Below are 23,224 nucleotides of genomic sequence, written 5' to 3'. Positions count from 1 at the left end.
TACAGATTTCGACAATGCATTGTAGAAACATGCAATTTCATTCATAATGAGAATAGAGTTTTTTCAATAGGCTGTTTCCTAAGATTGTTGCATTGTCTTACTTTTACTAAAACGCACTAGTTGATTATAGTGTAAGGTGTGAGACTCTAAACGGCGCAAAGCGGCAGGAGGCTCAGCGCACGCCACATGGAAAGCGAGCAAGCAAAAATGTATACGAAAACAGCCTTTCAATAAAAGGGTGATAACATTGGATAGCAGTACAAACACACAATCAAATACAGAACTTGCTCAATTCTTAAACAACCAAAGAACAAGCATTGTAGAAAAATGGCTGGAAAACGTACTGTTGCCTCAAAATGACCCTTTTTATGAAGAAGTAAAAAAGAACGGTCATCAAACGATTGTAGAACTGATCAACTTTTTGGAAACAGGTTCACTGGACAGACTGCAAGCTCTAACAAGTAAGATCGCCAAAGAACGAATTGAAGCAAAAGCGAACGTTGGAGATTTTGTTCATAACATTAACGTAGGCCGGAGCATCGTCTATGAACTTTTAATGTGTTCGCTCTTAAATGACCAATTAAAAGGCGATGGTGTTTTAAAAATGCAGAGGTATTTTGATCAACTTGTATTCTTGAGTGTTCAAGAATATACAGCGCTTAAGGATTCGATCATTGACCGTAAAAACCAGTTTATCCAAGAGATGCACCACGATCGGTTAACCATGCTTGGACAGATTGCAGCCAGTTTTGCCCATGAATTTCGAAATCCACTTACTTCCGTCAAGGGTTTCATCTACCTTTTACAAAAAGAATTAGATAAGACGGACCAATCAGAGTATTATTTTGAGATCATCCAAAACGAGATGCAGAGCCTTGAAGAAAAGATTACACAGTTTCTCTATTTATCAAAGATGAGAGGCTTACAAGATAAGCTGGAGAAAGTCTCGTTATCATCACTTTTGAAGGAAATGCTTAACTTTATGTATCCGCGTTTTACTGAAACGAATATTGTAACTATATCTCAGGTTGAAAAAGACGTGTTTACAGAGGGCGACAGTTCACAGATCAAGCAGGTGTTATTAAACATTCTAGTGAATGCCGTAGAAGAACTAAGTGGCTGGAGTGGTGAGAGAAAGATTAAGGTTTCATTAGCGAAAAACAAAGATAACATGGCAGAATTATCAATCTGTAATAATGGTAACCCGATACCTGATTATTTACTTGAGAATGTTTTTGAACCATTTGTTACGACAAAGTCACTCGGAACAGGACTTGGGCTTTCTGTTTGTAAACAGATTGTTGAAAAACATAACGGAACGATTGAAGTAAGTTCTTCAAGAGATGACACTTGTTTTACGATTAAATTTCCGATCATCTAATTCTGACAGACTAAATAAAGACATGAAAAAAGCTCCCTTTTGTAAGGGGGCTTTTTTTCGTTTATTATAGATGATCAGGTTTTTTTGAGTATGGCTGTTTTCCTTTTTGTTTACTCTCAAGTTCTGCTTCATTTTTCAATTGATTCATTGCTTGATTATCTTCTGGGCGTTTATTATTGTCTTTTGTATTATGGTGTGTCATAAAAATCCCTCCTGACTCTAACATCTGTCAGAAGGGGTCTCATTATTCATCATGTTTTAAGATGGTTTTTTAGGTGTATTTAAGAAGAACAAGGCAATTGTTCCAGGTCCTGCGTGAGCGCCGATCGCACAACCGATCATTGTAACTAAAATGTTCTTGTTTCCTGTTTCTTCATTGATTAAATCTTTTAAAGCTTTTGCCGTTTCCGTATCATCAGCATGACTGATTCCGATCGTAATGTCATCAAGAGTTGTAGCTCTTTCTTTCATGAGTTCTACCATGCGTCCTAGAACTCTTTTCTTTCCACGCAGTTTTTCAAGTGGAAACAGCTTTCCATCTTCCATGTGAAGAACAGGCTTAATTTTTAAAAGTGTCCCCATGAGAGCTGCTGTTTTACTTACTCTGCCGCCACGCAATAAATATTCAAGGTCATCAACGGTAAAAATATGTTCAAGGTGGTTTTGATAGTGTTGAAGCGTGTGAAGAATCTCATCAAACGATTTTCCTTCCTTGGCTTCTTTAGCTGCTTCATAGACCATCAAACCATATCCTAATGATGCGGATTGGCTATCAAACACTTCTATTTGAGCGTTTGGAAATTCTTCAAGCACTTCATTTTTCATAAGTACAGCTGTTTGATAGGTCCCACTGATTCCTGAAGATAAAGTGATATAGATGGCAGGTTGTCCATTTCTCGCACATGAAGTTAATGTTTCTTTAATGATTGATGGAGGAACTTGAGCTGTTTTTGGAACGGCGCCTTCCTTCATATATGTATATAACTGTTTTGGTTCGATGTTAGATCGATCTAAATACTCTTCATCATTGACCTGCACGATTAGAGGCAGCATGATAATCTCGTATTCGTCCAATAATTGTTTAGGTAGATCAGATCCTGTATCGGTTATTATAGTAGTCATTATTGTTCACCTGCTTGGCTTTTTCTATAGTTTAACTTGTGATGGAATGAAAAGGCAATGATCATGTTTGAAAAATAGCTCTTATGACTATTGACGCGGGGTATCTTTATCTGTTAAAAATGAATCTTGGATTAATGAAAAAAGGAGGGACTCTCACTCATGACAGAACGTTTTCGCTTAAAAGATCTAGGTATAACTGAACTTAAAAAGATCTTTTTTATAATCGTTGGAGCCCTGCTTAATGCCGTCTCGCTTAACATGTTCTTAATACCGGCTAAGGTTTATGCGAGTGGGTTTACAGGTGTTTCTCAGCTGATTTCATCACTGCTCGTTAATACGGCTTTTCCGATCAGCACTGGTATTTTGTACTTATTATTTAATATTCCTGTGACGATTTTAGGCTGGCTGAAAGTAGGAAAGTCATTTACGGTATATAGTTTCTTGAGTGTCATCATGATCACGGCGTTTCTTGAGATCATACCTATTACAGTCGTTTCATCAGATATACTCTTGAATGCGGTTTTCGGCGGAGTTATCGCTGCATTAGGTGTTGGTGTTACATTGAAGTATGGAGCATCGACAGGAGGACTTGATATTATCGCGATGATCTTATCAAGAATGAAGAACAAGCCGATCGGTGGTTATTTCTTTATCCTTAATGGTTTGATCATACTTGCTGCAGGTTTCCTATTCGGTTGGGAGAAGGCGTTATATACGCTTGTAGCTCTCTATGTATCATCACGCGTTATTGACGCTGTACATACGCGTCATGAAAAACTAACAGCGATGATCGTTACCAAGAAGGGCAATGAGATCCAAGAGGCCATTCATGGAAAAATGGTTCGTGGGATTACAATAGTACCCGCTAAAGGCGCATTCTCGAAGCAAGATAAAGAGATGCTCATCATCGTAATCACACGCTATGAATTATATGATCTAGAGCAAGTGCTTAAAGAGGTAGATCCGAATGCCTTCACAAACATCGTTCACACTACAGGCATCTACGGCTTCTTCAGAAATGACTAAGGGGTCTGACCCCACACAATTACAAACCATTCATTTTTGTACACACGGTATGGACAAAGTCCATACCGTGTGTTTTTTTGCGAATGTTTTCAATAAAAACACCATATAAAGGTAAAAATGAAAGTGAGGTGAATGAAAACATGAAGTCATTTAAAACATCCATTATCGCTTTTCTAATTGTATGTACCGTTATTTTCTTACTGTCAGCTTGTAACAAAGAAGAGGATAAGCCTAAAGTTAAACACGGTGAAGTAACTTCTCAACTCAGTCCCGTTCTATCCATCCAGCAAAGAAACGATGGGATTGATGTGCTCGCTGTTCTTGAGAATCATAGCAATCATACGGTAACTTTATCTTTTAATCGTTCAAAGATGTTTGATGTGGCTATCTTGGATTCTTCGAGAAAAGAAGTTTTCAGACATTCTAAAGGAAAGAACTATGAGAAGAAACGAGAGGACGTACATATAAAAGCTGGGGCAAGTCATATTTGGAAAACAAAGTGGAAGATCTCTGCAGAGAATAATAAAGCAGGGATATATACAGTTAAAGCAACCTTTTTACCTAATAAAATAGCTCCAGGATCATTGAGCACTGAGAGTCTAACAGTAGAAGAAACGCTTACTCTTCAAGGGGGATCTGAAGAAAAGAAAAATGATACCTTTAGAAAAATACACGTTTCAGGTAAAGACGGTACTTACAAAGTATCAGGGGAGGCAAGAGTGTTTGAAGGCTCATTTGCCTATTCTGTTTCTGACGGTCACGACGTTTTTATCGAAAAGAATAAACAAATCGAGAAAGGTGGACCAGATTGGGCTCCATTTTCCTTTGAAGTTAAAATTCCAGAGGATGATTTGCCTATAAACGGTACCCTCATGCTAGAACTGTTTTACTATAGTCCTAAGAACGGGGAAAAAGCAGATATACTAGCAGTGCCTCTTCAGTCGTTTAAATAAGCTCTTTATTAAAAGGTTGTTGCTTTTAACTCCTTGTCACCTTTGACAACTGATTGGAGTGAAAAGCGAGCAGCCCTGGAACGGAAATCAATACTTCCAAAAGTAACAATTTTTATGAAAACTGCCTTTTCCACAAAAAATCACCAACAAAAAACCAGCCCGGTCGTAAAGGCTGGCGTAAACAACTTAAGCATTTTCTTCTAATGCTTTTTGAATTTCTGGCATCAATTCGTTCCAGTCACTGTCATTTGTTTTATTTACTGTAATAAAGTTTTCAAAACCAAAAATCGATTCTACTCCATCAATGGATAATAGTGCTTTAGCTAGAGGGGAGTCCGAATCATCACCTACGCGTGCAGAAAGTCTTCCTTCTAAAAACTTCTCTGAACCATCAAATTTAATTGCGTTAGGGTTCGGTGTTGGTTGGATCGAAAATTCTACTGCCATTACGAACACTCCTTCAAATAATAGTATTAAAAATGAAATGCATATCTCTTAGAGATGATATCATGGAAATCCAATGAATTGTACAGATGCTTCGTAACAGAGTTGTTGATTCCTGTTTCAAGTTCAATGGATTTGATACCATCTCTCTCAGCCCAATAGATCAAGTGTAGCAAAAGTTTACGGGCAATTCCTCTGTTGCGATGCTTTTCATGTACATAAAGCTCATTCAACCAAAGATAAGGTCCACCGATACGAAGACTTACTCCTAAGTTAAAGAAGGCAAGTCCGATAACAGAGTTTTCTTCTTCTGCAATGATGATTCCGCTTTTCTCTGGGTTTTCAAGCGCCATTTTAATACCAGCAAACGTTCTGGTTTTTTCTTCTGGCTCACCATCCATCGTACGCTGCTGTAAGAATAAATGCGCAATTTCTTCAATGATATGAGATTCAGCTTCATTCGTTACGCGATATATTTTCATACAATGCCCCCAAAATTACTCTAAAAACATAAGATATCTTCTTCACATAACACATTATAACAAAAATAATGGAGGTTTGACGTTTGATAAATGGTAATTTCTTTCGAATAGTTTAATTAGAGATATTCAATAGAGGAGATGAGTAAGAAATGAAGACTCTTGTTTGTTTTGGAGACAGCATCACTTCAAAAGAAAAGAGTAAAGATGGCTCACTTAGATTAACTTCCCGTTTGAGACAAGAATTAACCGAGTGGGTTGTAATGAATGCTGGGATACCTGCAGAGACGACGAGAGCTGCCCTTGTAAGACTGCAAGATGACGTTCTTCGGCATCATCCTGATTTTGTCACCATTCTTTTTGGTGCCAACGATTCAAGCGATCATAGACTTATTCCATTAGGGGAATACGAAAAAAACTTAACATATATGGTGAATAAAATCGGAGCTGATAAAGTTATCTTGATCAGTCCAGCTCCCGTGTTTGAAGACCAACAGAAAGCCCGGACGAATGATAGGATGAAAAAATATGCACAAACCGTTAAAAAAGTAGCGAAACATGAGGGGACATCTTATATACCATTGTTTGAAACACTAGTTGATAAGAACATTCAAAAATATGTAATTGATGATGGTCTTCATTTTAATAAATTCGGATATGAACAACTTAGTGAACTTGTGTTAAGAAAAATCAAAACTTTGACTGCCATCACATTTCCAAAAAAACAGCTTTCTCCTTGAAAAAGAGAAAGCTGTTCCTTTTTAACCATTTAGTTTAGGCGATTAGGGTTTTCTTCCAATAAGCTCTCGGCGTCTTCTAAACTTAAGCCAGTCGCCTGCGTAAATGACTGAGGCTGACTTGTATCCGAGTGTTGGTTTTCTGCATGTTGGGAATCAGAATTCACATGAGACGAAACACCAGAGTGTTCATCCAATTCTTTTTGAAATTCTGCCAATTGAGCGCGCTCTGCATCAGAAGAATTAGCCATTGCAGAAGAAAGTGCATTCTGTGCTACTTCTTTGTCATGACTAGAAAGTTCAGCATGATCGGCATGTTCACTGTTAGAAATCTGGTTATTTAATTCATGAGTTGAATGTTGAACCTTTCCAACAGCTTGTTGAACGGCATTTCTCGCGATTTGAAATAATCTGTTTGCCATCTTTATATGCCTCCTAATGAATTTCTTTCTTCTTTTTCACGTTTGCGATCTTGTTGCTCATCTTTACTAAAAGCCATTGTTGTTTCTTGACTCACCATATCGGCACCTTGCTTAGTAGCACGTTTGGATCGACTCTTTTTACTCATTGGAATTCCTCCTTTTCTCCCGTACATTTAGTTTTTACCGTAAGAAGTACAATATGTAATCAGAAGAATCAAATGCTTAGAAAAGAAATGGAAAAAAGATCTCCAGCTGAAATTCAGCTTGAAGATCTTTATCATGTTAAACAAGTTTTAAGATGTTTTTTAAATAATGAGCAATGCCTTCTTCTTCATTTGTAAGTGTTACATAATTAGCACGTGCTTTAAGTTCATCAATAGCATTTCCCATCGCAACACCATGACCTGCATATTCAATCATCTCAAAGTCGTTGTCTTCATCACCAAAAGCTACAATCCGATCTTGTGGGACATTGTAGTATTCAGCAATCTTTTTAAGACCAGTGGCTTTGCTGATACCAGAACGAATGACTTCAATAATGTTCCATGGTGCAGCCCATACTCGTTGATCAACAACTTCAGCATGTTCTTTTTGGAGCATCGCTCTTAACTCAGGAATGTGATGATCTTCTGGATGAACCAGAATAGCCGTAGGGTCATCCTGCAATGTTTTATGAAGATCGCCAATCTGGAGAGGATTTTCATTCATGATGAATGTATTAACAATTACTTCATCTTGTTTCTTTAAATAGACATCATCTAGAACCTCAACCATGATGTTCTTCACTTTAAATGTCTCACATGCTGAAATGATACGTTTTGCAACGTCTAGTTCAAGCGGAGAGTGATGAATGCCGAAACCTGCATCATGCGGATGATGAACAAAGGCGCCGTTAAAATTTACAATCGGAGTGTTGAGTTCTAACTCCTCATAATACATGTTAGATGAACGAAAAGGGCGACCAGTAGAAATGCAAACATGATGACCATGGTCGATCAGTTGAAAAAGTAGTTCTTTTGTTTTTCTTGGAATTTTTTTCTCATCATTTAATAAAGTTCCGTCAAGATCTAATGCAATTAAGTAAGGTTGTGTCACGAAAGTACCTGCCTTTTTTAGGATGCTTATATAAAGTGTATTATTTTACTTACAAAAAGTCTATTCATACAGGGCGTCTTTCATGAAAAAGAAACATGTCTCATGATAAGATGGAAAAAAAGAGAAAGAGGAGATACACACATGGTTTCAATACAAAAAGGAACGATTGGCGATATTCCTTTCTTACTTGCGGAAAAACCAGAGAATGCAGGTAAGCCGTTGCCGCTTTTCATCTTCATACATGGATATACAAGTGCCAAAGAACATAATTTACATTTTGCATATTCACTAGCTGAAAAAGATTTTCGAGTAATCTTACCAGATGCATTGCATCATGGAGAGCGAATCGCTGCGAATCCACCCAAGTCGATGGAATATGACTTTTGGAACATCGTTCAACAAGGCATTCAAGATGTAAACCGTATTATCGATTGGGCAAAAGAAAACGAGTTTGTTTTAGAAGATCAAGTAGCAGTCGGTGGAACTTCGATGGGGGCTATCATCACTTACGGATCACTCGTCAACAATCCGAAGATTAGTGCTGGATGTGCACTTATGGGAACGCCGGCTCATGAGAAATTTGCAAGATGGCAGATCGAAAGAATTCAAAATGCAGGTTATGATATTCCTCTCACAGTCGAAGAGCTTGAGAGTTCTATTTCTTCCTTAAAGGATTACGACCTTACACGCAACCTTGATAAGCTAAATAATCGTCCATTATTTATTTGGCATAGTGAAGTTGATGCTGTGATTCCATATGAGTTTGCAAAACCATACGTACAAACTTTAACTGAGAAAAATAGTGCATCTGTTTACATGAACGACAAAACTTCTGGTCATAAAGTTTCACGTGCTGCCTATTTAAATGCAGTAGAGTGGATCGCACAGCAATTAAATGCAAAAAAAGAAACGGTGTAAGTTTTACCCCGTTTCTTCAAGCTTTAGCCGATATGTTCGTTTAGGTTGATACATATGGTCGATTTCGTCAATTTGCTTTTGCAGAGAATGCATGATGCGAAGGGAAAAAACTCCCTTTTCGTTAAATTCTTCTGGGATGTCGGTAATGGTTACTTTATAGCCGGAACGGTGGTAATATTCATAAGAAACCTTCATTCGATCAACATCCTTTCCATAATTTAAAAAAATAATAACAAAAATATACATAAAAGTAAACTGAAAAGTGTTTATATTCTGAAAATTAAAAGGGGTGAAATTTTGCCAGTTACTAAACGAACACCACTACCAGTTGCAGAGGCCGTAAATAAAATCATGAATCACACTCGGTTTTGGGGAATTGAAAAAGTTTCGATCACTGAGTGTGATCATCGTATATTGGCAGAGGATCTTGCTGCTACCCATGATGTTCCTCCTTTTAATCGTTCTCCTTATGATGGGTTCGCTATTCGTTCAGGTGATTCGAAACATGCATCAATGAATCATCCCATCACATTGAAGGTTGTAGAGACAATTGGAGCGGGACAAGTTGCTGAACAGGAAGTAAAAAACGGAATGGCGGTTCGAATCATGACAGGAGCCAAGATTCCCGATGGTGCTGATGCAGTTATCATGTTAGAACTAGTAAAAGAGCTTGTTATCGATGGCGAAACCCATATCCAAATAAAAAGATCTGTTAAAAAAGATGAGAACATTTCTTTTCAAGGTGAAGACACACAAGAGGGCACTGTTTTGGTGAAAGCAGGAACTAAAATCACGCCAGGAATTGTTGCAATTCTTGCCACGTTCGGTTACCACACTATTTCGGTTTACAAAAGACCTGTTGTTGGTATTCTTTCAACAGGAACAGAACTGCTTGACGTAAATGAAGATCTGCAACCAGGAAAAATAAGAAACAGCAATGCATACATGTGTGCAGCTCAAGTTAGAGCGATGGGAGCAGAAGTTAAACTCTATCAACATCGTGAAGACAATTTTGACTCTCTGTATAAAAGTATCAAGGAATCACTGCAAGAGACCGATGTTCTGATCACAACAGGGGGAGTATCTGTTGGAGATTACGATTTTCTTCCGGAAGTATACAAAAAGCTTGGTGCAGAAGTTCTATTTAATAAGGTTGCCATGCGACCAGGCAGTGTAACGACCGTTGCGGTCTTCGAAGATAAATGGCTTTTTGGGCTTTCAGGAAACCCATCAGCTTGCTTTGTTGGAGCTGAACTTTTTGTGAGGCCTGTGATCTTAAAAGGAATGAATATGATAAAGCCACACTGCAAAGTTAAAAAGGCAACACTTTCAAGGGATTTTCCAAAACCAAATCCGTTTACACGATTTGTTAGGGCTACTCTTTCAGAGAAGATCGATGGAAGCGTTGTAACACCTGCTGGCCTAGATAAGTCCAGTTCTGTTTCCTCTTTAGTTGAAGCGAATTGTCTGATCGTTTTGCCTGGAGGTACGCGGGGGTGGGAAAAGGGAAGCGAAGTTGGTGTAATCACTTGGCATGGCGAAGGGAGCGAATGGCCGTGGGATCACCAGTTATTCTCCAAGTCGTCGGCTATCAGAACAGTGGAAAAACAACTTTAATCAGTAAGCTCCTTAAGGAGTTAGGGAAACGCCACTTTCAGACTGGAGTCATTAAACACCATGGTCACGGAAATTGCGTAGATTTTAATGATTCTGGAAAAGATACAGAGCAACATCGAAATGCTGGCGCTAATATAACATGTGTTACTTCTTATAATAACTCTATATTAACCATGGATTCAGAATTACCATTGAATAAAGCAATCGCTCTTTACGAAACACTTGAAATGGATTGTATTCTAATAGAAGGATATAAACATATTCCGTATCCTCGAGTCGTTCTTTTGCGAAACGAGATAGAAGATATGGATCTTTTGCTAAATTCTCATGAAGTGATTGCAGCCATCCATTCCAATAAACCTAAGGGAACTATTTTGCAGGAATCAAATAACCCCCATTTCATGAGGGACGATGAAGAATTATGGCTGAACTGTTTAATTACATACATCACTCAGGAACATCGAAGGAGAGTGGATCATGAAAATGTTTAAGATAACATCTGAACCAATAAATAATCAAGACGTCATCGATTCTGTCGCTCACCATAATGCAGGAGCTATTTCTGTTTTCATCGGTACGGTTAGAGAAATGACAGGACAAAAACAAACCAAATTCCTTCATTACGAAGCGTATGTACCTATGGCCGAAAAACAACTCGAAAGAATTGGAACCGAAATTCAAGAAAAATGGCCGAGTGCGATCACGGCGATTACACATCGGATTGGAACTCTGCAAATATCCGATATCGCGGTAACGATTGCAGTATCTACGCCTCATCGGCACGATGCTTTTGAAGCAAGTCGTTATGCGATTGAGCGCATCAAGGAGATAGTGCCCATCTGGAAAAAGGAGCACTATACGGATGGGGAAGAGTGGATAGGCAATCAAAAAGGTACAACAACTTATCCTGCTGGACATCCAGAGGGGGTAGTGAAGTAATGATCAACATCTTATTGTTTGCAGATTTAGCGCAGCAGGCCAAAACAGAAAGAATTTCGATTGAAGTTCATTCTCCTCTTAACGTAGAAGAAGTAAGAACCTTGTTGCAAAATGAAGTCGGTAAACTTTCTGGAATTGAAAATGCATTACTTGCTGTAAATGAGGAATATGTAGAGTTAACAGATCAAGTGAACGATGGTGACACTGTAGCTTTCATACCTCCTGTTAGTGGGGGATAATTAGCCAAAAGCAAAATGAGAAGTTTAAGAAACCTGCCACTTGTTAGTCTGCAGGTTTCTTTTTGATTTGCTCTAGAGTTTTTTTATACGCCCCAGCTTTTATGCTCGTTTCAAGAATTCTCACCCTCGTTATTTGGCCCACAAGAAAGACAGAAATTTTGATTATTAATGATATGACCATGAAAAAACCCATCTATACAAAATAACTGTACACCACAAATCGAACAGGTTCCAACTAGTTCCTTCATACTTTCATCTCCTTCGCTTCAAACGGTTTGACTTTTTCATACGAGGAAGCGCTGATGCCGGCTGTTTACGAAGCCACTTTAAGAATTTTTTAAGTTCAGGAGTATTTCTTAGTTTTTCAATGGTGTTGTATAGTGATGCTAGTTCAGTATTTGTATACAAAAAATGAATCTGTTTATGGCAGGGAGCACAAAGATTTGCTGTTTCTGAAAATCTGCCGCCTTCTTCTTTCGGAATCAAGTGATGAACCGTTAATTCTATTGGTTCTCTCCTACAAAGTTCACAAGTACCTTTCTCCACGCTTTTCTCAATCCCTTCAAGTTGTTGAACATCTGTCTATAGATAAAATGTACCATCTTCTTTTACTCTGAATAGGATGTGGTAGAAGGAGGGGGTAATATGTATCCACAACCATATCCATATGGAGCATCACAAAATTTTGGTGGACAATCGGCGGGAATGGGTCGGTCACCATTAAAAAAAATGTATAAAACATGCTTAAAAAACAAAAATCAGCATGTGCAATTAATGTTGATGGATGGTGCAGCATATACAGGTTTTATTGAATATGTGGACCAGCAAAACGTCTATTTTGCCATACCTTATGTAGAAGAAACACAAGAACATCGAAACCCTGAAGCGCAGTATGATGTAAGGGGATATCAGATCTATCGATGTATGTTTCCGCTTCATGCTGTGGCAGGGGTAAACGGGGCATTTTAAGGGAAATTTTGATGGAATCCTTCTTTTTTTAGCAAGAGTTATCAATGAGAGCGCGGGTAACCTATAGAAGAAAGGAGGTACATCAACATATGGGGCAGCATAAACAATTTAAACATGGTCAGAAAGCACCCAATAACGGGATGTATGTAGAAATCGGTGAGACGGGAAGTATGGTAAATGATCCGCAACAGATTCATTTATCAGCCGGAGATCGATTTCCGGAAACAACGAATCATAACAGAGTTTGGACATATAAACGAAAGCCATAGCAAAAATAAAAACCCGGCATATAAACCGGGTTTTTATTTTATATCTCTTCGCTTTTTGCTGGCAATAACTCACCAAGAATAGATATTATGACTGTAAACACTACTCCGAAAATACAAGCTTTAACGAAATCGAATGTTCCGCCTTGCATTGAAACGAGCACATAAAAAATCATATTACTTAATAATAAAGACCAGATTAACGTCCAAATATAACGCATGCCACATTCACCTCTTTATGTAAACGAATTCTTTACCCTTCTGTATAGTAACAAAAGTTGAGATAAAGGGAAAGATTCTTTATGTAAATAATCGTCTAATAAGCCCTAAATGTTAAAAATTTTCATAAATTGTTCAAGCTTAACAGGATAAGGGATGGTTGCGAAGAAGAAGGTACATACTTAATTCGGGTTTCATGGAGGGATCTTTTAGTATGAAAGAAAAATTGGAAGAATTGAAAGCGTTGGAAGAACAGGAAGAGAAGAATTTAACGGTTGAAGGAAAACAAACGTTGGAACAGCTGAAAAAAGAACTAAATTCTTAGGCAGATAACTTTAGCTATTTTTTTTCCCCTGCATACATTAGTTAAGAAAAGCGAATTCGAGGGGAGAAATGTGAGTATCGACAAACGCACTTTCCAAATAGACAATCAATGGAATATCATACACCTACCAAAGCAACCGAATGGTTTTGCCGTGATGATCATCGGTGATTGCAGTCATTATGTTGATGAGCATACGAGTCTTTGGAAACAAAACACTGAACGTGCAAACCTCATCCAATCCCTCAAAAATCAAGGATATACCATATTTTATTCTAATCTATACGGAAGACATTGGGGTAGTCCGAAAGCAGTCATTCTGGCAAAACGACTTTACCACTATGTAATGAAGCATGAAATTTTAAACCCGAATATTCATTTGATCGCAGAGGGTATGGGATCACTTGTTGCACTCCAGCTCATGGAGGATATGCAAAAAAATATACGCTCAGCCTTATTTATCAATCCATGTATCGATTTGCAGCACCATTTCAATCATGAAAGACAGAACCGATTATTTTTCAAACGACTGATTCGTGAAATCATCACAGCTTATGATACAGAAGAAGATATAGAATTACTAATTCATAATCTACCTCAAACCAATCATCTTACAGCTACTACACCCGTTCAAATATGGCATGCGGCACGCGGTGTTGCATTTAATTTTAAAGACCACAGCAGACCTTATGAGAAGAGAAGACAAGAATTAGCAGCACCTATTTCACTTTCTATACATGTTCCTGAAGCTACGTTCAATCCGGCAAGGGCCTTTCAAGAATATTTTAAAAACCATGAAAAAGTGTTGTAGAAACCTCATTACGTGAATTCTGTAATGGGGTTTTTGTGTGTAAAAAAGTATCGTATTCTTTTGGGTAAGGCCATAGGATAGTAAGAGGAGAAAAATGGACTGGAGGCTCTTACATGAAAAAGGCATTTGTAACAGGAGCGGCAGGGTTTATCGGTTACCATTTGTGCAGCCGTTTATTGGATGAAGAAGTGGACGTCGTCGGCATAGATATGGCAGAATCTCCAGACCGGATTGATTTCATTGCTCGCCATGCCGGATTTAAGTACCTTCCTTATGATATAAACGAAACGGATCTTGAACCACATACAAATGACTGCGATGTGATTTTCCATCTCGCTTGTTCAGTCAAGCCAACAGCACCATGGGCTAATATAGAAGATGAAGTACAGCGGAACGTCTCTGTTCTAAAAAAAGTTGCAACGTTAGCCAACAGTGAAACAAAGTTGATCTATGTATCATCCTATGATGTGTATGGTAAACGTCAAGGAGATGTTTTGGAAACCTCACCAAAAAATCCCGAGTCACTTTTTGGTCTAATTAAGCTAACAGAAGAAAATATCGTGAAACAACTTGCTGAACAGCATGATTTTCCATTTGTTATCATGAGATTGCCAACTGTATATGGACCCGGACAGCCTGAACACCATACGTATCAACAGGTAATATCGACGGAAGATCAAGATCAGAAAAGGAACGATTCGATATCAAAAGATTCAGTTACAGAAGATGTACTCTTTGTAGATGACGCCGCTGAAGCATTATTCTTGGCGGGTAAATCAGATGCAAAAAATGAAATCTACAACATATCAAGTGGCAATCAGAACCAATGGCTTGAAGGATTAACAGAATTAAAAGCCGATCAATTAACATTCAAAGAAAAAAGAAAGATGCGGATAAAAGGTGAGAAAGCGGAAAATGAACTCGGGTTTCGTGCTAAAACGAAAATAAAAGAGGGTATTATGAAACAGATTATGCATTTTAGGAATAGGAATAAAAAATCAAAGCCCAATTCTAAAGAGATTTAACAAGTGAAGGTGATCCTGGTAGTTTCCAGGGTCATTTTTTGCTTGAATTGCAGTATACTAGCATGAAGGTATAGGTATGATTACCTTTGACGTTGTATGTCGACTCGTCGATAAGTGAGGAAAACTCGGTGAATTATCGTAAAAATTCGTCAATATAACGCTCGGATTTCTCAAAAAATTTATATGAATACCTTAGCAAGTATAGTTGAAACTTCATTAGTTAGATCGAAAATTAATCTTAAAACGTTTATCCGTCGCACATTTTTCTTTATAATAGGTAAGGGTTAATAACTCTGTACATATAGTGAAGGAGGATTAAAAAGATGGATACAGAACGCAACATGAAATTTATGCAGATCGCTATGTCACATCTGCCTGAAGCGCAAGCTTTTTTAGAGAAGAAAGGAATTGAGCTTGGGATGGAAGATGTTCAGCCGATGCTTCAGCTCTTAATGAACGTGATGAATGATGCTTACGAACTTGGAAAAGAAGAAAAATAAAAATAAACAAAGAAAAGCCAACCAGCTCGGGTTGGCTTTTTTTACTTCTTCTTAAACGCAGAAAAGATAGGTGAGATCTGTTGTGCGACTTTTACCGATTGGTCGATAACAGAAAAAATTTTATTGTAATCTAAAGAGCCTTCCTGCGTTCGAAAAGAATGTAGAAATGGTCGAGGCATCGGTTGATGAAACGGTGCCGGCATACCTCTGAAACCAGGGCCACCGAAATGTTGTGGTGGTGGAAAACCTTGCTGCATATGCTGCTGGTTTTGTTGGCCCATTGGAAAACGTCCAGGAAACTGCGGAGGATACATCGGTTGCTGTCTAGCTTGGGGATTATGCATATTGAACCACTCCTAATATCAATTTCACTAAACTTACACTTTTCTTCCATACAGGATATGCCCTACGGCTTATATTGGTGAAAGAAAAGAACTTTAACTAGACAAAATATAAGAGATATCATAAAATTAGTACCAGGTCATAATATTTGATTATAAATCAGTTTTTCATTTATTTAGTAAATCGTTATTTCATATTACTCATCTCAGCGGGAACGAGTAAGAAACCTTTATTTAAACAAAAACGAAACCAAAGGGGTAATGTTATGAATGCAGGAATCATAGGGATGGGAAGCTATATCCCTGAAAAAATTCTAGCGAACTCCGACCTAGAAAAAATGGTTGATACAAGTGACGAGTGGATTCGAACTCGAACAGGAATCGTAGAACGTAGAATTGCAGAAGAATCGGTAAAAACGTCTCATATGGCTAGATATGCAGCGGAAGAAGCGATAAAAGATGCGGGCATCTCTGCAGAAGATATTGATCTTATCGTGGTAGCGACGGTTACACCAGACAACCCATTTCCTTCAGTAGCATGCCAATTACAAGAATCCTTAGGTGCAAAGAACGCAGTAGGGATGGACGTAAGTGCTGCCTGTGCAGGTTTTATTTACGGTTTGGTCGTAGGAAAGCAGTTCATTGAAACAGGAACGTATAAAAATGTTCTAGTAGTTGGTGCTGAAAAGCTATCTAAAATAACGGACTGGAAAGATCGTAATACAGCAGTATTATTTGGAGACGGAGCTGGAGCGGCTGTACTTTCTAATGTTAGTGAAGGTAGAGGCATCCTTTCGTTTGAGCTTGGGTCAGATGGAACAGGAGCAAAACATCTATATCAAAATGAATTTATCCATATGAACGGCAGAGAAGTTTTTAAGTTTGCTGTTCGTCAGATGGGTGAGACTTCATTAAATGTCGTTCATAAAGCAGGTTTGACGAAAGAAGACGTTGATTTCTTAATTCCACATCAAGCCAATATAAGAATCATGGAAGCTTCACGAGAGCGTTTAGAGCTTCCTAAAGAAAAAATGGTCATGACGATCGACAAATTTGGTAATACGTCATCAGCTTCCATACCGATGGCATTAAAAGAAGCACTAAAAGATGGTAGAATAAAAGAAGATCATACAATCGTACTTGTTGGCTTTGGTGGAGGCTTAACCTGGGGTGCTGTAGCACTTCGTTGGGGAAGATAATCATCAAATGACCGCAAATGTGTACAAAGGAGAGTTGGTTTTACAATGAAAAAAAGAGTAGTCGTAACTGGTCTAGGAGCCGTAACTCCTCTTGGAAACAGTGTAGAAGAAACATGGAAAAAGATTGTTGAAGGTCAAAGTGGTGTAGGTCCACTTACAAGAAGAGATAAAGAGAAATTTCCGGTTAAAGTTGCTGCAGAAGCAACAGAATTTAATCCGGAAGATTTTATGGATAAAAGAGAAGCACGCCGTATGGATCGTTTCACCCAGTTTGCGGTTGCAGCATCCATTATGGCTGTTAAAGATGCAAACCTAGATATCACGGAAGAAATTGCGCCTCGCGTAGGGGTATGGATTGGTTCTGGAATTGGTGGAATGGACACTCATGAAGAACAATTCCGTATTTTTGAAGCAAAAGGTGTAAGACGTGTTAGCCCATTCTTCGTTCCGATGATGATTCCAGATATGGCATCTGGTCAAGTTTCAATTACCATCGGTGCGAAAGGTATGAACTCATGCACCGTAACGGCTTGTGCATCTGGTGCAAACTCAATCGGAGATGCATTCAAAGTGATTCAGCGCGGAGATGCAGATGTAATGGTTACAGGTGGTACAGAAGCACCGATCACAGACATGGCATTAGCAGGGTTCTGCCAAGCAGGAGCACTTTCAACGAATCCAGATCCAAAAACAGCTAGCCGTCCGTTTGATAAGGACAGAACAGGCTTTATTATCGGTGAAGGAGCTGGAATTCTAGTTCTAGAAGAATATGAATTTGCGAAAAAACGTGGAGCTAAGATTTACGCAGAGATTGTAGGTTACGGAGCAACAGGTGATGCTTATCACATCACTCAGCCTGCTCCAGGCGGAGAAGGCGGAGCACGTGCGATGAGACAAGCAGTTGAAGATAGCGGTCTTGCTCCAGAAGAAATCTCTTACATTAACGCGCATGGAACTAGTACGGATTACAACGATAAGTTTGAAACAGCTGCTATTAAAGCTGTTTTTAACGAGCATGCTTATAAGATTCCGGTCAGCTCTACAAAATCAATGACAGGTCACTTATTAGGTGCTGCTGGTGGGATCGAAGCAATCTTTTCTGTAAAAGCGATTCAAGAGAGTATTCTTCCTCCAACGATTAACTATGAAACACCGGATGAAGAGTGCGATCTTGATTATGTTCCGAATACAGCTAGACAGGCAGAAGTGAAAGCTGTTCTTAGTAACTCACTAGGTTTCGGTGGACATAATGCATCATTAGTGTTCAAAAAAATCGAAGAATAATATATGATCAAACCCCGTTTTCTTATGAAAGCGGGGTTTTGCATACTTCGAGTTAATTACCTTTATTTAGAATAAAAAGGACAACCTCTGACTATACTGATTTTAAATACAAATCGGCAAAGAAGTGAGGGGTACAGATGTTATATTTACGTGATGTTTGGGTCAACTGGTTCGAAGGAGAAGAGAACGGCTATAACGTTTGTGAGTTTCATGAATGGAGAAAAGACGACTATATTGAATTATTGGATCAAGTACCAATTATTAAAATAGAATCCACACTCTTTCATTACATCGAGAATGATCTGAATGATCTGCCGGATTCCCTGCTTGAAGAGGTACACCAAAAAGCTTACGTTAGAAAGAACAACCAACGGGTGCAGCTAGAACATTGCTTTATCATTACAGATGAAAAAAAATCACTCATCATAGATACGATGGGTTATAGAATACCAATCCGCAAGAGCAGACTCATACCAAGACAAGAACAGCTAGTATTTGAGATGGCAGAGCAGACCGAGACAAAAGTCTATACGTTCAGTGAGAAGCAATTAAGTAAGGAATATCACATTCTTTCTCCGAATCCAGACAGCATGCGAGGGTTAACTCGCAAAGAGCGACAACTGAAACAACTTTTATTCATGGCTTTAGATCAGCTTCACTCGACAAAAAATGTTGCTGAGATGAGGTATTGGTGTACAGAGTGGATGCCAGAGCAATACGGAAGAATTCAAAGGATGGATTTTGACGAAGCTTGGGATGCGTTATACTGTGAGTTGAAAAGCGGTTGGTCCAAACAACATATGGATATGTGTGAGCGATTAGTGAAAGGACAACCATATTTCGAAAAGATCTGGGAGCTTGAGAACGGTACACAAGTGAACTAAGGAACGAAATCAAATAGTTTTAGAAAAAAGTAAAACCAGCAGGTGATCGAATGACCACTTCTGCTGGTTTTTTGATTTTACTGCTTTTTTATTAAGCACGTTTACGAGCTAAGCCCATTGCTCGCTCCGCTTTGTTCAATGTTTTGTTCGCCACACGATTGGCTTTTTCAGCACCAGAATCAAGAATGTCATCCAACTCAGTTGATGCTAAATATTCTTTATATCGTTCCTGGATAGGTTTAAGAGCATTTATAACAGCTTCTGCCACACCTTGTTTAAAGTCGCCATATCCTTTGCCTTCATATTTCTCTTCAAGAGATTTGATGCTTTCTCCTGATAACTGTGAATAGATCGTTAAGAGGTTTGAAATCCCTGGTTTATTTTCTTTGTCATAAGCAACAACACCTTCTGAATCAGTAGTAGCACGCTTAATTTTCTTTAAGATAACAGATTCATCATCAAGCATAGAGATGAATGAATTTTGATTTGGATCCGATTTACTCATCTTTTTCTCAGGATCCACAAGTGACATGATTCTAGCACCTTCAGAAGCAATACGAGGCTCTGGAATCACAAAAATCTCGCGGTACTTCTTATTAAATCGTTCAGCTATATCTCGTGTTAATTCAAGATGCTGTTTTTGATCATCTCCCACAGGAACGATACTCGTGTTATAAAGAAGAATATCAGCTGCCATAAGAGGAGGATACGTTAATAATCCGGCAGATACTGCTTCTTTTCCAGTTGATTTATCTTTAAACTGTGTCATGCGCTCTAATTCCCCAATATAAGAAACACATTGCATCATCCATCCCATCTTCGTGTGAGCTGGAACTTCAGATTGAATGAATATTGTTGATTTTTCAGGATTGATTCCTGCTGCTAAGTAAAGCGCAGCTAGGTTTCTGCTGTTTCTTTTTAATTCAACCGGATCTTGTGCCACTGTAATAGCGTGCTGATTAACCACGCAGAAATAACATTCGTGTTCATTTTGAAGTTCAACAAAATGCCTCATTGCTCCAATGTAGTTGCCGATCGTTAAATTTCCGCTCGGCTGAATGCCTGAGAAGATTACAGACATGATTCATCTCTCCTTTGTTTTTTAAAAATCAATATAAAAAGGCCCACTCGTCGCCTTATGCAAGGGACGAATGGACCGCGGTGCCACCCTTATAATTTTCATACATACCGAAAATCACTTTAACACGTACAGGAAAAGTTCCGATACGCTGTCCATTATATCGTGCGGACATCTACACGCCTGAGCCTACTATAAAGGTTCGGTCAGAATGCTCAAAAGCCCATTCCATCATGATTCACTGCCTGTTCTCACCAACCACAGGCTCTCTGAGAGCTTCACATCATGTACTCTTCTTTCTCATCGCATATAACATTTATTTTTTGTAGTATACACAAATTATAGAAGATATGCAACGGCAATTGTTATAAAAGTTAAAAGTAGGCCGCTGTATAAAAACGACTTCATATAAGAGACATTAATTCGCTCTGATACTTGAAAGTTAGTCTTAAATGAAACAACATCATCGATCTCTGGATGTCTGGATAAAGTTCGAGCCACTTTTTTAAAGCTGTACGTAATAAAATCAAAGAATCCACCTTTGGCTACATATAGAGCGATGCCAATGAGAGCAATCGACAATGAAAAATAAAATAAAGTATTTACGTATTTTTCAAGGGTAAAAGGTCCGGAAGATATCAAACTAACGCCAAATGCTATCACGATAGGGAACGCTGATATGATCAGGATTCTCTTAAAAAGTATGTTCATCTGTAGAAGCCTCCATCTAGTAAAAATTACACCATAAACATTAAGAAATGTACCATATTTTTTGAATTATACCGTCAGACTTTATCCCCATTGTAACAAATGAAATATAAAAATGACGAATTATCTTACAAAGTGAAGCATGTTCTATCCTCACAAAAAATCGAGAATGTAATATTCATGCTAGTTTACACATATTTTTGGTAAAATTTGTAGAATTATCAGAAAATAAACCCTGTTCAGTAATAGGTAAATATACCTATTTTTTGTTAATGAAAAGTAAATATAATGGGCTTTTTGTAAAACTCTTAAAAAAAATAAATGCACAATTGTTTGAAAACTTGTATAATCGAACTTGTAGATGAAAATGTCTGATAATTCTTGATGCTTTTATCTGCTAACAATTTAACAGGATAAAAAGGGGAGGTCGACTCATGAAGAAGTCAAAATGGTCTTTGCTTCTTACATTAGTACTTGTACTAAGCGTGTTCTTAGCTGCATGTAGTGGTGGAGACAAAGACAAGGCAAGCGATTCTAAAGGCGGCGAAGGCGACAATGCAACTGAAAAGCCAAATGAGCCACAAGTACTTAACTTAGTAGATGGATCTGAAATTCCTTCAATGGATTCTTCTCAAGCTACTGACCAAGTTTCATTCGAAGTAATGAACAACGTGTTCGAAGGTTTGTATCGTCTTGATAAAGACAACCAACCGACTGAAGGTGTAGCTGAAAGCCACAAAGTAAACGAAGATGGCACAGTTTACACATTTAAATTAAACCCAAATGCTAAATGGAGCGACGGTTCACAAGTAGTGGCGAAAGATTTCGTTTTCGCTTGGCAAAAAGCATTACACCCAGATACTCTTTCTGAGTATGCTTACATCATGGGACCTGTTAAAAACGCAAACGCGATCCAAACGGATGGTGACCCATTATACGGTAAAGTTGAAGAGCTAGGTGTTAAAGCGGTTGATGACACTACTCTTGAAGTAACATTAGAAGCTCCAGCTCCTTATTTCTTAGGACTAACTGGATTTGCAACGTTCTACCCGCAAAAAGAAGAATATGTTAAGAAACAAGCTGACAAGTATTCTCTTGAAGCTAACACAATGATCTACAATGGTCCTTTCGTACTTTCTGAGTGGAAGCATAACGAAGGATGGCAGTTCAAGAAAAACGATCAATATTGGGACAAAGACACTGTAAAGCTTGATGAAGTTAACGTGAAAATCGTTAAAGATATCGCTACTGGTGTTAACCTTTACGAAACAGGTCAAGTTGACTCTGTTGGCTTAAACTCTGAGTTCGTTGATCAATTTAAAGATAACGAAGACCTAGTTACTCGTGGGGATGCAGCTGTATACTTCCTACGTATTAACCAAAAGAAAGAAGAACTTAAAAACGTTAATATCCGTAAAGCTATTGATATGGCTTACGATAAGCAATCACTAGTTGACGTACTACTTAACAACGGTTCAACTCCAGCTTACTTCTTAGTACCTGGTGAGTTCACGTTCAGCCCTGAAGGGAACGAAGATTTCCGTAAAACAAACGGAGACCTTGGTAAGTTCGATGCTGAAGAAGCGAAAAAGCTTTGGGCTAAAGGACTTGAAGAAATCGGTAAGAAAGAGCTTACTCTTGAGCTTCTAAACTACGATTCTGATGGCGCTAAAAAGACTGGTGAATACATTAAGAACCAATTAGAAAAGAACCTACCTGGATTAAAAGTTTCTATTAAAGCACAACCGTTCAAACAAAAGCTTGAGCTAGAGTCTAAAGGCGAGTATGACTTCTCTTATGCTGGCTGGGGTCCTGACTACCAAGATCCAATGACTTTCCTTGACATGTTCATTACTGATGGTGCACATAACCAAATGGGTTATTCAAATCCTAAGTATGATGAGTTAATCAACTCAGCTAAGAAAGAAACTGATACGAAGAAACGTTGGGAAACAATGCTTGAAGCTGAGAAAGTTCTTTTCGAAGACCAAGCGATCTCTCCACTTTACCAACAAGGTATCGTAGGACTTCGTAAGCCTTACGTTAAAGGTCTAGTTAACCACTTATTCGGTGCAGATACTTCTTACAAGTGGATCTACATCGAAGGTAAGCAACAATAATTGTACTATTGAAAAATAGTAAATAGTTTTTCTCAGGAGAGTACATGTGTTCCTGACATGTACTCTCTTTTTTGCCATGAAAAGGGCAGATGGAAATTTTTATAACATGAGAAAGAAATCAGAAAA

The 23,224-nt window shown here is 38.3% G+C and carries 31 protein-coding genes and 1 other annotated feature; of the genes, 18 read left to right on the top strand and 13 right to left on the bottom strand.

What is annotated here, in order from left to right; translation table 11 throughout:
• Positions 1-247: 247 nt before the first annotated feature.
• Positions 248-1,381, top strand: a complete 1,134-nt coding sequence (locus tag FS458_RS13125) for a histidine kinase N-terminal domain-containing protein (RefSeq protein ID WP_144701189.1) — start codon at positions 248-250, stop codon at positions 1,379-1,381.
• A 64-nt stretch (positions 1,382-1,445) separates the two neighbouring features.
• Here the strand turns inward: FS458_RS13125 and FS458_RS20745 are convergent, their stop codons facing one another.
• Both FS458_RS20745 and FS458_RS13120 read right to left on the bottom strand, forming a co-directional pair.
• A complete protein-coding gene (locus FS458_RS20745; RefSeq protein ID WP_186320546.1) occupies positions 1,446-1,583 on the bottom strand; it encodes a hypothetical protein in 138 nt (45 codons plus the stop codon).
• Positions 1,584-1,639: 56 nt separating this feature from the next.
• Complete coding sequence (locus FS458_RS13120) at positions 1,640-2,503, bottom strand: DegV family protein (protein WP_313957526.1); 864 nt, start codon at positions 2,501-2,503, stop codon at positions 1,640-1,642.
• Positions 2,504-2,662: 159 nt separating this feature from the next.
• On the opposite strand from FS458_RS13120, the gene FS458_RS13115 reads away from it, so the two are divergent.
• Together FS458_RS13115 and FS458_RS13110 are read left to right on the top strand one after the other, a co-directional pair.
• Positions 2,663-3,529: a YitT family protein gene (locus tag FS458_RS13115; RefSeq protein WP_144701185.1), complete on the top strand. Its 867-nt coding sequence runs from the start codon at positions 2,663-2,665 to the stop codon at positions 3,527-3,529.
• Between the two features lie 140 nt (positions 3,530-3,669).
• Positions 3,670-4,482, top strand: coding sequence for a BsuPI-related putative proteinase inhibitor (locus tag FS458_RS13110; protein WP_186320545.1), 813 nt, complete (start codon positions 3,670-3,672; stop codon positions 4,480-4,482).
• A gap of 186 nt (positions 4,483-4,668) precedes the next feature.
• Here the strand turns inward: FS458_RS13110 and FS458_RS13105 are convergent, their stop codons facing one another.
• Entirely contained in the window at positions 4,669-4,929 is a 261-nt protein-coding gene (locus FS458_RS13105; protein WP_066393044.1) for a NifU N-terminal domain-containing protein, read from the bottom strand.
• 26 nt (positions 4,930-4,955) lie between these two features.
• Positions 4,956-5,408 (bottom strand): GNAT family N-acetyltransferase, encoded by a 453-nt coding sequence (locus tag FS458_RS13100; RefSeq protein WP_144701181.1) that lies wholly within the window; start codon positions 5,406-5,408, stop codon positions 4,956-4,958.
• 149 nt (positions 5,409-5,557) lie between these two features.
• Between FS458_RS13100 and FS458_RS13095 the strand changes: the two genes are divergently transcribed.
• Positions 5,558-6,145 carry a GDSL-type esterase/lipase family protein gene (locus tag FS458_RS13095; protein ID WP_144701179.1) on the top strand — a complete coding sequence of 196 codons (588 nt, stop codon included), beginning with the start codon at positions 5,558-5,560 and terminating at the stop codon, positions 6,143-6,145.
• Between the two features lie 29 nt (positions 6,146-6,174).
• Here FS458_RS13095 and FS458_RS21265 read toward each other — a convergent pair whose 3' ends face one another.
• The 3 genes from FS458_RS21265 to FS458_RS13085 all read right to left on the bottom strand — a co-directional run bounded on the left by FS458_RS21265 (position 6,175) and on the right by FS458_RS13085 (position 7,659).
• Positions 6,175-6,564, bottom strand: coding sequence for a DUF3813 domain-containing protein (locus FS458_RS21265; protein ID WP_144701177.1), 390 nt, complete (start codon positions 6,562-6,564; stop codon positions 6,175-6,177).
• Between the two features lie 2 nt (positions 6,565-6,566).
• The gene (locus FS458_RS20740) at positions 6,567-6,710 is read right to left on the bottom strand and encodes a hypothetical protein (RefSeq protein ID WP_186320544.1); all 144 of its coding nucleotides are present in this window, start codon (positions 6,708-6,710) and stop codon (positions 6,567-6,569) included.
• Positions 6,711-6,846: 136 nt separating this feature from the next.
• Positions 6,847-7,659 carry a Cof-type HAD-IIB family hydrolase gene (locus FS458_RS13085; RefSeq protein ID WP_144701175.1) on the bottom strand — a complete coding sequence of 271 codons (813 nt, stop codon included), beginning with the start codon at positions 7,657-7,659 and terminating at the stop codon, positions 6,847-6,849.
• Positions 7,660-7,800: 141 nt separating this feature from the next.
• Here FS458_RS13085 and FS458_RS13080 point away from each other — a divergent pair, with 141 nt between their 5' ends.
• Complete coding sequence (locus FS458_RS13080) at positions 7,801-8,577, top strand: alpha/beta fold hydrolase (protein WP_186320543.1); 777 nt, start codon at positions 7,801-7,803, stop codon at positions 8,575-8,577.
• Positions 8,578-8,580: 3 nt separating this feature from the next.
• Here FS458_RS13080 and FS458_RS13075 read toward each other — a convergent pair whose 3' ends face one another.
• Complete coding sequence (locus tag FS458_RS13075) at positions 8,581-8,772, bottom strand: hypothetical protein (protein ID WP_144701171.1); 192 nt, start codon at positions 8,770-8,772, stop codon at positions 8,581-8,583.
• Positions 8,773-8,874: 102 nt separating this feature from the next.
• Here FS458_RS13075 and FS458_RS13070 point away from each other — a divergent pair, with 102 nt between their 5' ends.
• Genes FS458_RS13070 through moaD form a run of 4 tightly spaced genes read left to right on the top strand, consistent with a single transcriptional unit; the run spans position 8,875 to position 11,372 of the window.
• Positions 8,875-10,194 (top strand): molybdopterin molybdotransferase MoeA, encoded by a 1,320-nt coding sequence (locus FS458_RS13070; RefSeq protein ID WP_260858616.1) that lies wholly within the window; start codon positions 8,875-8,877, stop codon positions 10,192-10,194.
• The gene (gene mobB / locus FS458_RS13065) at positions 10,134-10,685 is read left to right on the top strand and encodes a molybdopterin-guanine dinucleotide biosynthesis protein B (RefSeq protein WP_186320542.1); all 552 of its coding nucleotides are present in this window, start codon (positions 10,134-10,136) and stop codon (positions 10,683-10,685) included. Before FS458_RS13070 ends, mobB begins: the two co-directional genes overlap by 61 nt.
• Positions 10,678-11,133, top strand: coding sequence for a molybdenum cofactor biosynthesis protein MoaE (locus tag FS458_RS13060; protein ID WP_391503408.1), 456 nt, complete (start codon positions 10,678-10,680; stop codon positions 11,131-11,133). The genes mobB and FS458_RS13060 overlap by 8 nt, the downstream gene beginning before the upstream one ends.
• The gene (moaD, locus tag FS458_RS13055) at positions 11,133-11,372 is read left to right on the top strand and encodes a molybdopterin converting factor subunit 1 (RefSeq protein WP_144701165.1); all 240 of its coding nucleotides are present in this window, start codon (positions 11,133-11,135) and stop codon (positions 11,370-11,372) included. Before FS458_RS13060 ends, moaD begins: the two co-directional genes overlap by 1 nt.
• Before the next feature lie 252 nt (positions 11,373-11,624).
• On the opposite strand, the gene FS458_RS13050 is transcribed toward moaD, so the two are convergent.
• Positions 11,625-11,918 carry an HNH endonuclease gene (locus tag FS458_RS13050; RefSeq protein ID WP_260858615.1) on the bottom strand — a complete coding sequence of 98 codons (294 nt, stop codon included), beginning with the start codon at positions 11,916-11,918 and terminating at the stop codon, positions 11,625-11,627.
• Positions 11,919-12,017: 99 nt separating this feature from the next.
• On the opposite strand from FS458_RS13050, the gene FS458_RS13045 reads away from it, so the two are divergent.
• A complete protein-coding gene (locus FS458_RS13045) occupies positions 12,018-12,341 on the top strand; it encodes a hypothetical protein (protein ID WP_144701162.1) in 324 nt (107 codons plus the stop codon).
• Positions 12,342-12,430: 89 nt separating this feature from the next.
• Positions 12,431-12,610, top strand: coding sequence for a YjzC family protein (locus FS458_RS13040; RefSeq protein WP_066393073.1), 180 nt, complete (start codon positions 12,431-12,433; stop codon positions 12,608-12,610).
• Between the two features lie 38 nt (positions 12,611-12,648).
• Here FS458_RS13040 and FS458_RS13035 read toward each other — a convergent pair whose 3' ends face one another.
• On the bottom strand, positions 12,649-12,828 hold the full coding sequence (locus tag FS458_RS13035; RefSeq protein ID WP_066393075.1) for a YjzD family protein: 180 nt from the start codon (positions 12,826-12,828) through the stop codon (positions 12,649-12,651).
• 393 nt (positions 12,829-13,221) lie between these two features.
• On the opposite strand from FS458_RS13035, the gene FS458_RS13030 reads away from it, so the two are divergent.
• From FS458_RS13030 to FS458_RS13020, 3 genes are all read left to right on the top strand, one after another.
• Complete coding sequence (locus tag FS458_RS13030) at positions 13,222-13,959, top strand: alpha/beta hydrolase (protein WP_144701160.1); 738 nt, start codon at positions 13,222-13,224, stop codon at positions 13,957-13,959.
• Positions 13,960-14,072: 113 nt separating this feature from the next.
• Positions 14,073-14,984, top strand: coding sequence for an NAD-dependent epimerase/dehydratase family protein (locus tag FS458_RS13025; protein WP_144701158.1), 912 nt, complete (start codon positions 14,073-14,075; stop codon positions 14,982-14,984).
• Positions 14,985-15,307: 323 nt separating this feature from the next.
• Entirely contained in the window at positions 15,308-15,484 is a 177-nt protein-coding gene (locus FS458_RS13020; protein WP_144701156.1) for a ComZ family protein, read from the top strand.
• 41 nt (positions 15,485-15,525) lie between these two features.
• On the opposite strand, the gene FS458_RS13015 is transcribed toward FS458_RS13020, so the two are convergent.
• Positions 15,526-15,828 carry a YppG family protein gene (locus FS458_RS13015; RefSeq protein WP_144701154.1) on the bottom strand — a complete coding sequence of 101 codons (303 nt, stop codon included), beginning with the start codon at positions 15,826-15,828 and terminating at the stop codon, positions 15,526-15,528.
• 263 nt (positions 15,829-16,091) lie between these two features.
• On the opposite strand from FS458_RS13015, the gene FS458_RS13010 reads away from it, so the two are divergent.
• The 3 genes from FS458_RS13010 (at position 16,092) to FS458_RS13000 (ending at position 19,192) form a co-directional block, all read left to right on the top strand.
• A complete protein-coding gene (locus FS458_RS13010; protein ID WP_144701153.1) occupies positions 16,092-17,024 on the top strand; it encodes a beta-ketoacyl-ACP synthase III in 933 nt (310 codons plus the stop codon).
• A 45-nt stretch (positions 17,025-17,069) separates the two neighbouring features.
• Positions 17,070-18,308: a beta-ketoacyl-ACP synthase II gene (gene fabF, locus FS458_RS13005; RefSeq protein ID WP_144701151.1), complete on the top strand. Its 1,239-nt coding sequence runs from the start codon at positions 17,070-17,072 to the stop codon at positions 18,306-18,308.
• A 137-nt stretch (positions 18,309-18,445) separates the two neighbouring features.
• Positions 18,446-19,192 carry a YjbA family protein gene (locus tag FS458_RS13000; RefSeq protein ID WP_066393092.1) on the top strand — a complete coding sequence of 249 codons (747 nt, stop codon included), beginning with the start codon at positions 18,446-18,448 and terminating at the stop codon, positions 19,190-19,192.
• A 91-nt stretch (positions 19,193-19,283) separates the two neighbouring features.
• Here the strand turns inward: FS458_RS13000 and trpS are convergent, their stop codons facing one another.
• Complete coding sequence (gene trpS, locus FS458_RS12995) at positions 19,284-20,273, bottom strand: tryptophan--tRNA ligase (RefSeq protein ID WP_144701148.1); 990 nt, start codon at positions 20,271-20,273, stop codon at positions 19,284-19,286.
• A gap of 59 nt (positions 20,274-20,332) precedes the next feature.
• Positions 20,333-20,583, bottom strand: a binding site (T-box leader).
• Between the two features lie 26 nt (positions 20,584-20,609).
• A complete protein-coding gene (locus FS458_RS12990) occupies positions 20,610-20,981 on the bottom strand; it encodes a DUF3899 domain-containing protein (protein WP_144701146.1) in 372 nt (123 codons plus the stop codon).
• A gap of 431 nt (positions 20,982-21,412) precedes the next feature.
• Here FS458_RS12990 and FS458_RS12985 point away from each other — a divergent pair, with 431 nt between their 5' ends.
• Positions 21,413-23,098 (top strand): peptide ABC transporter substrate-binding protein, encoded by a 1,686-nt coding sequence (locus tag FS458_RS12985; protein ID WP_144701144.1) that lies wholly within the window; start codon positions 21,413-21,415, stop codon positions 23,096-23,098.
• Positions 23,099-23,224 lie beyond the last annotated feature (126 nt).

Source organism: Fictibacillus phosphorivorans (genome assembly GCF_007673525.1).
GTDB classification, from domain to species: Bacteria; Bacillota; Bacilli; order Bacillales; family Fictibacillaceae; genus Fictibacillus; species Fictibacillus phosphorivorans_C.
Note: the sequence above shows the minus strand (reverse complement) of the source record. Positions and strands in the feature narration are given on the sequence as shown.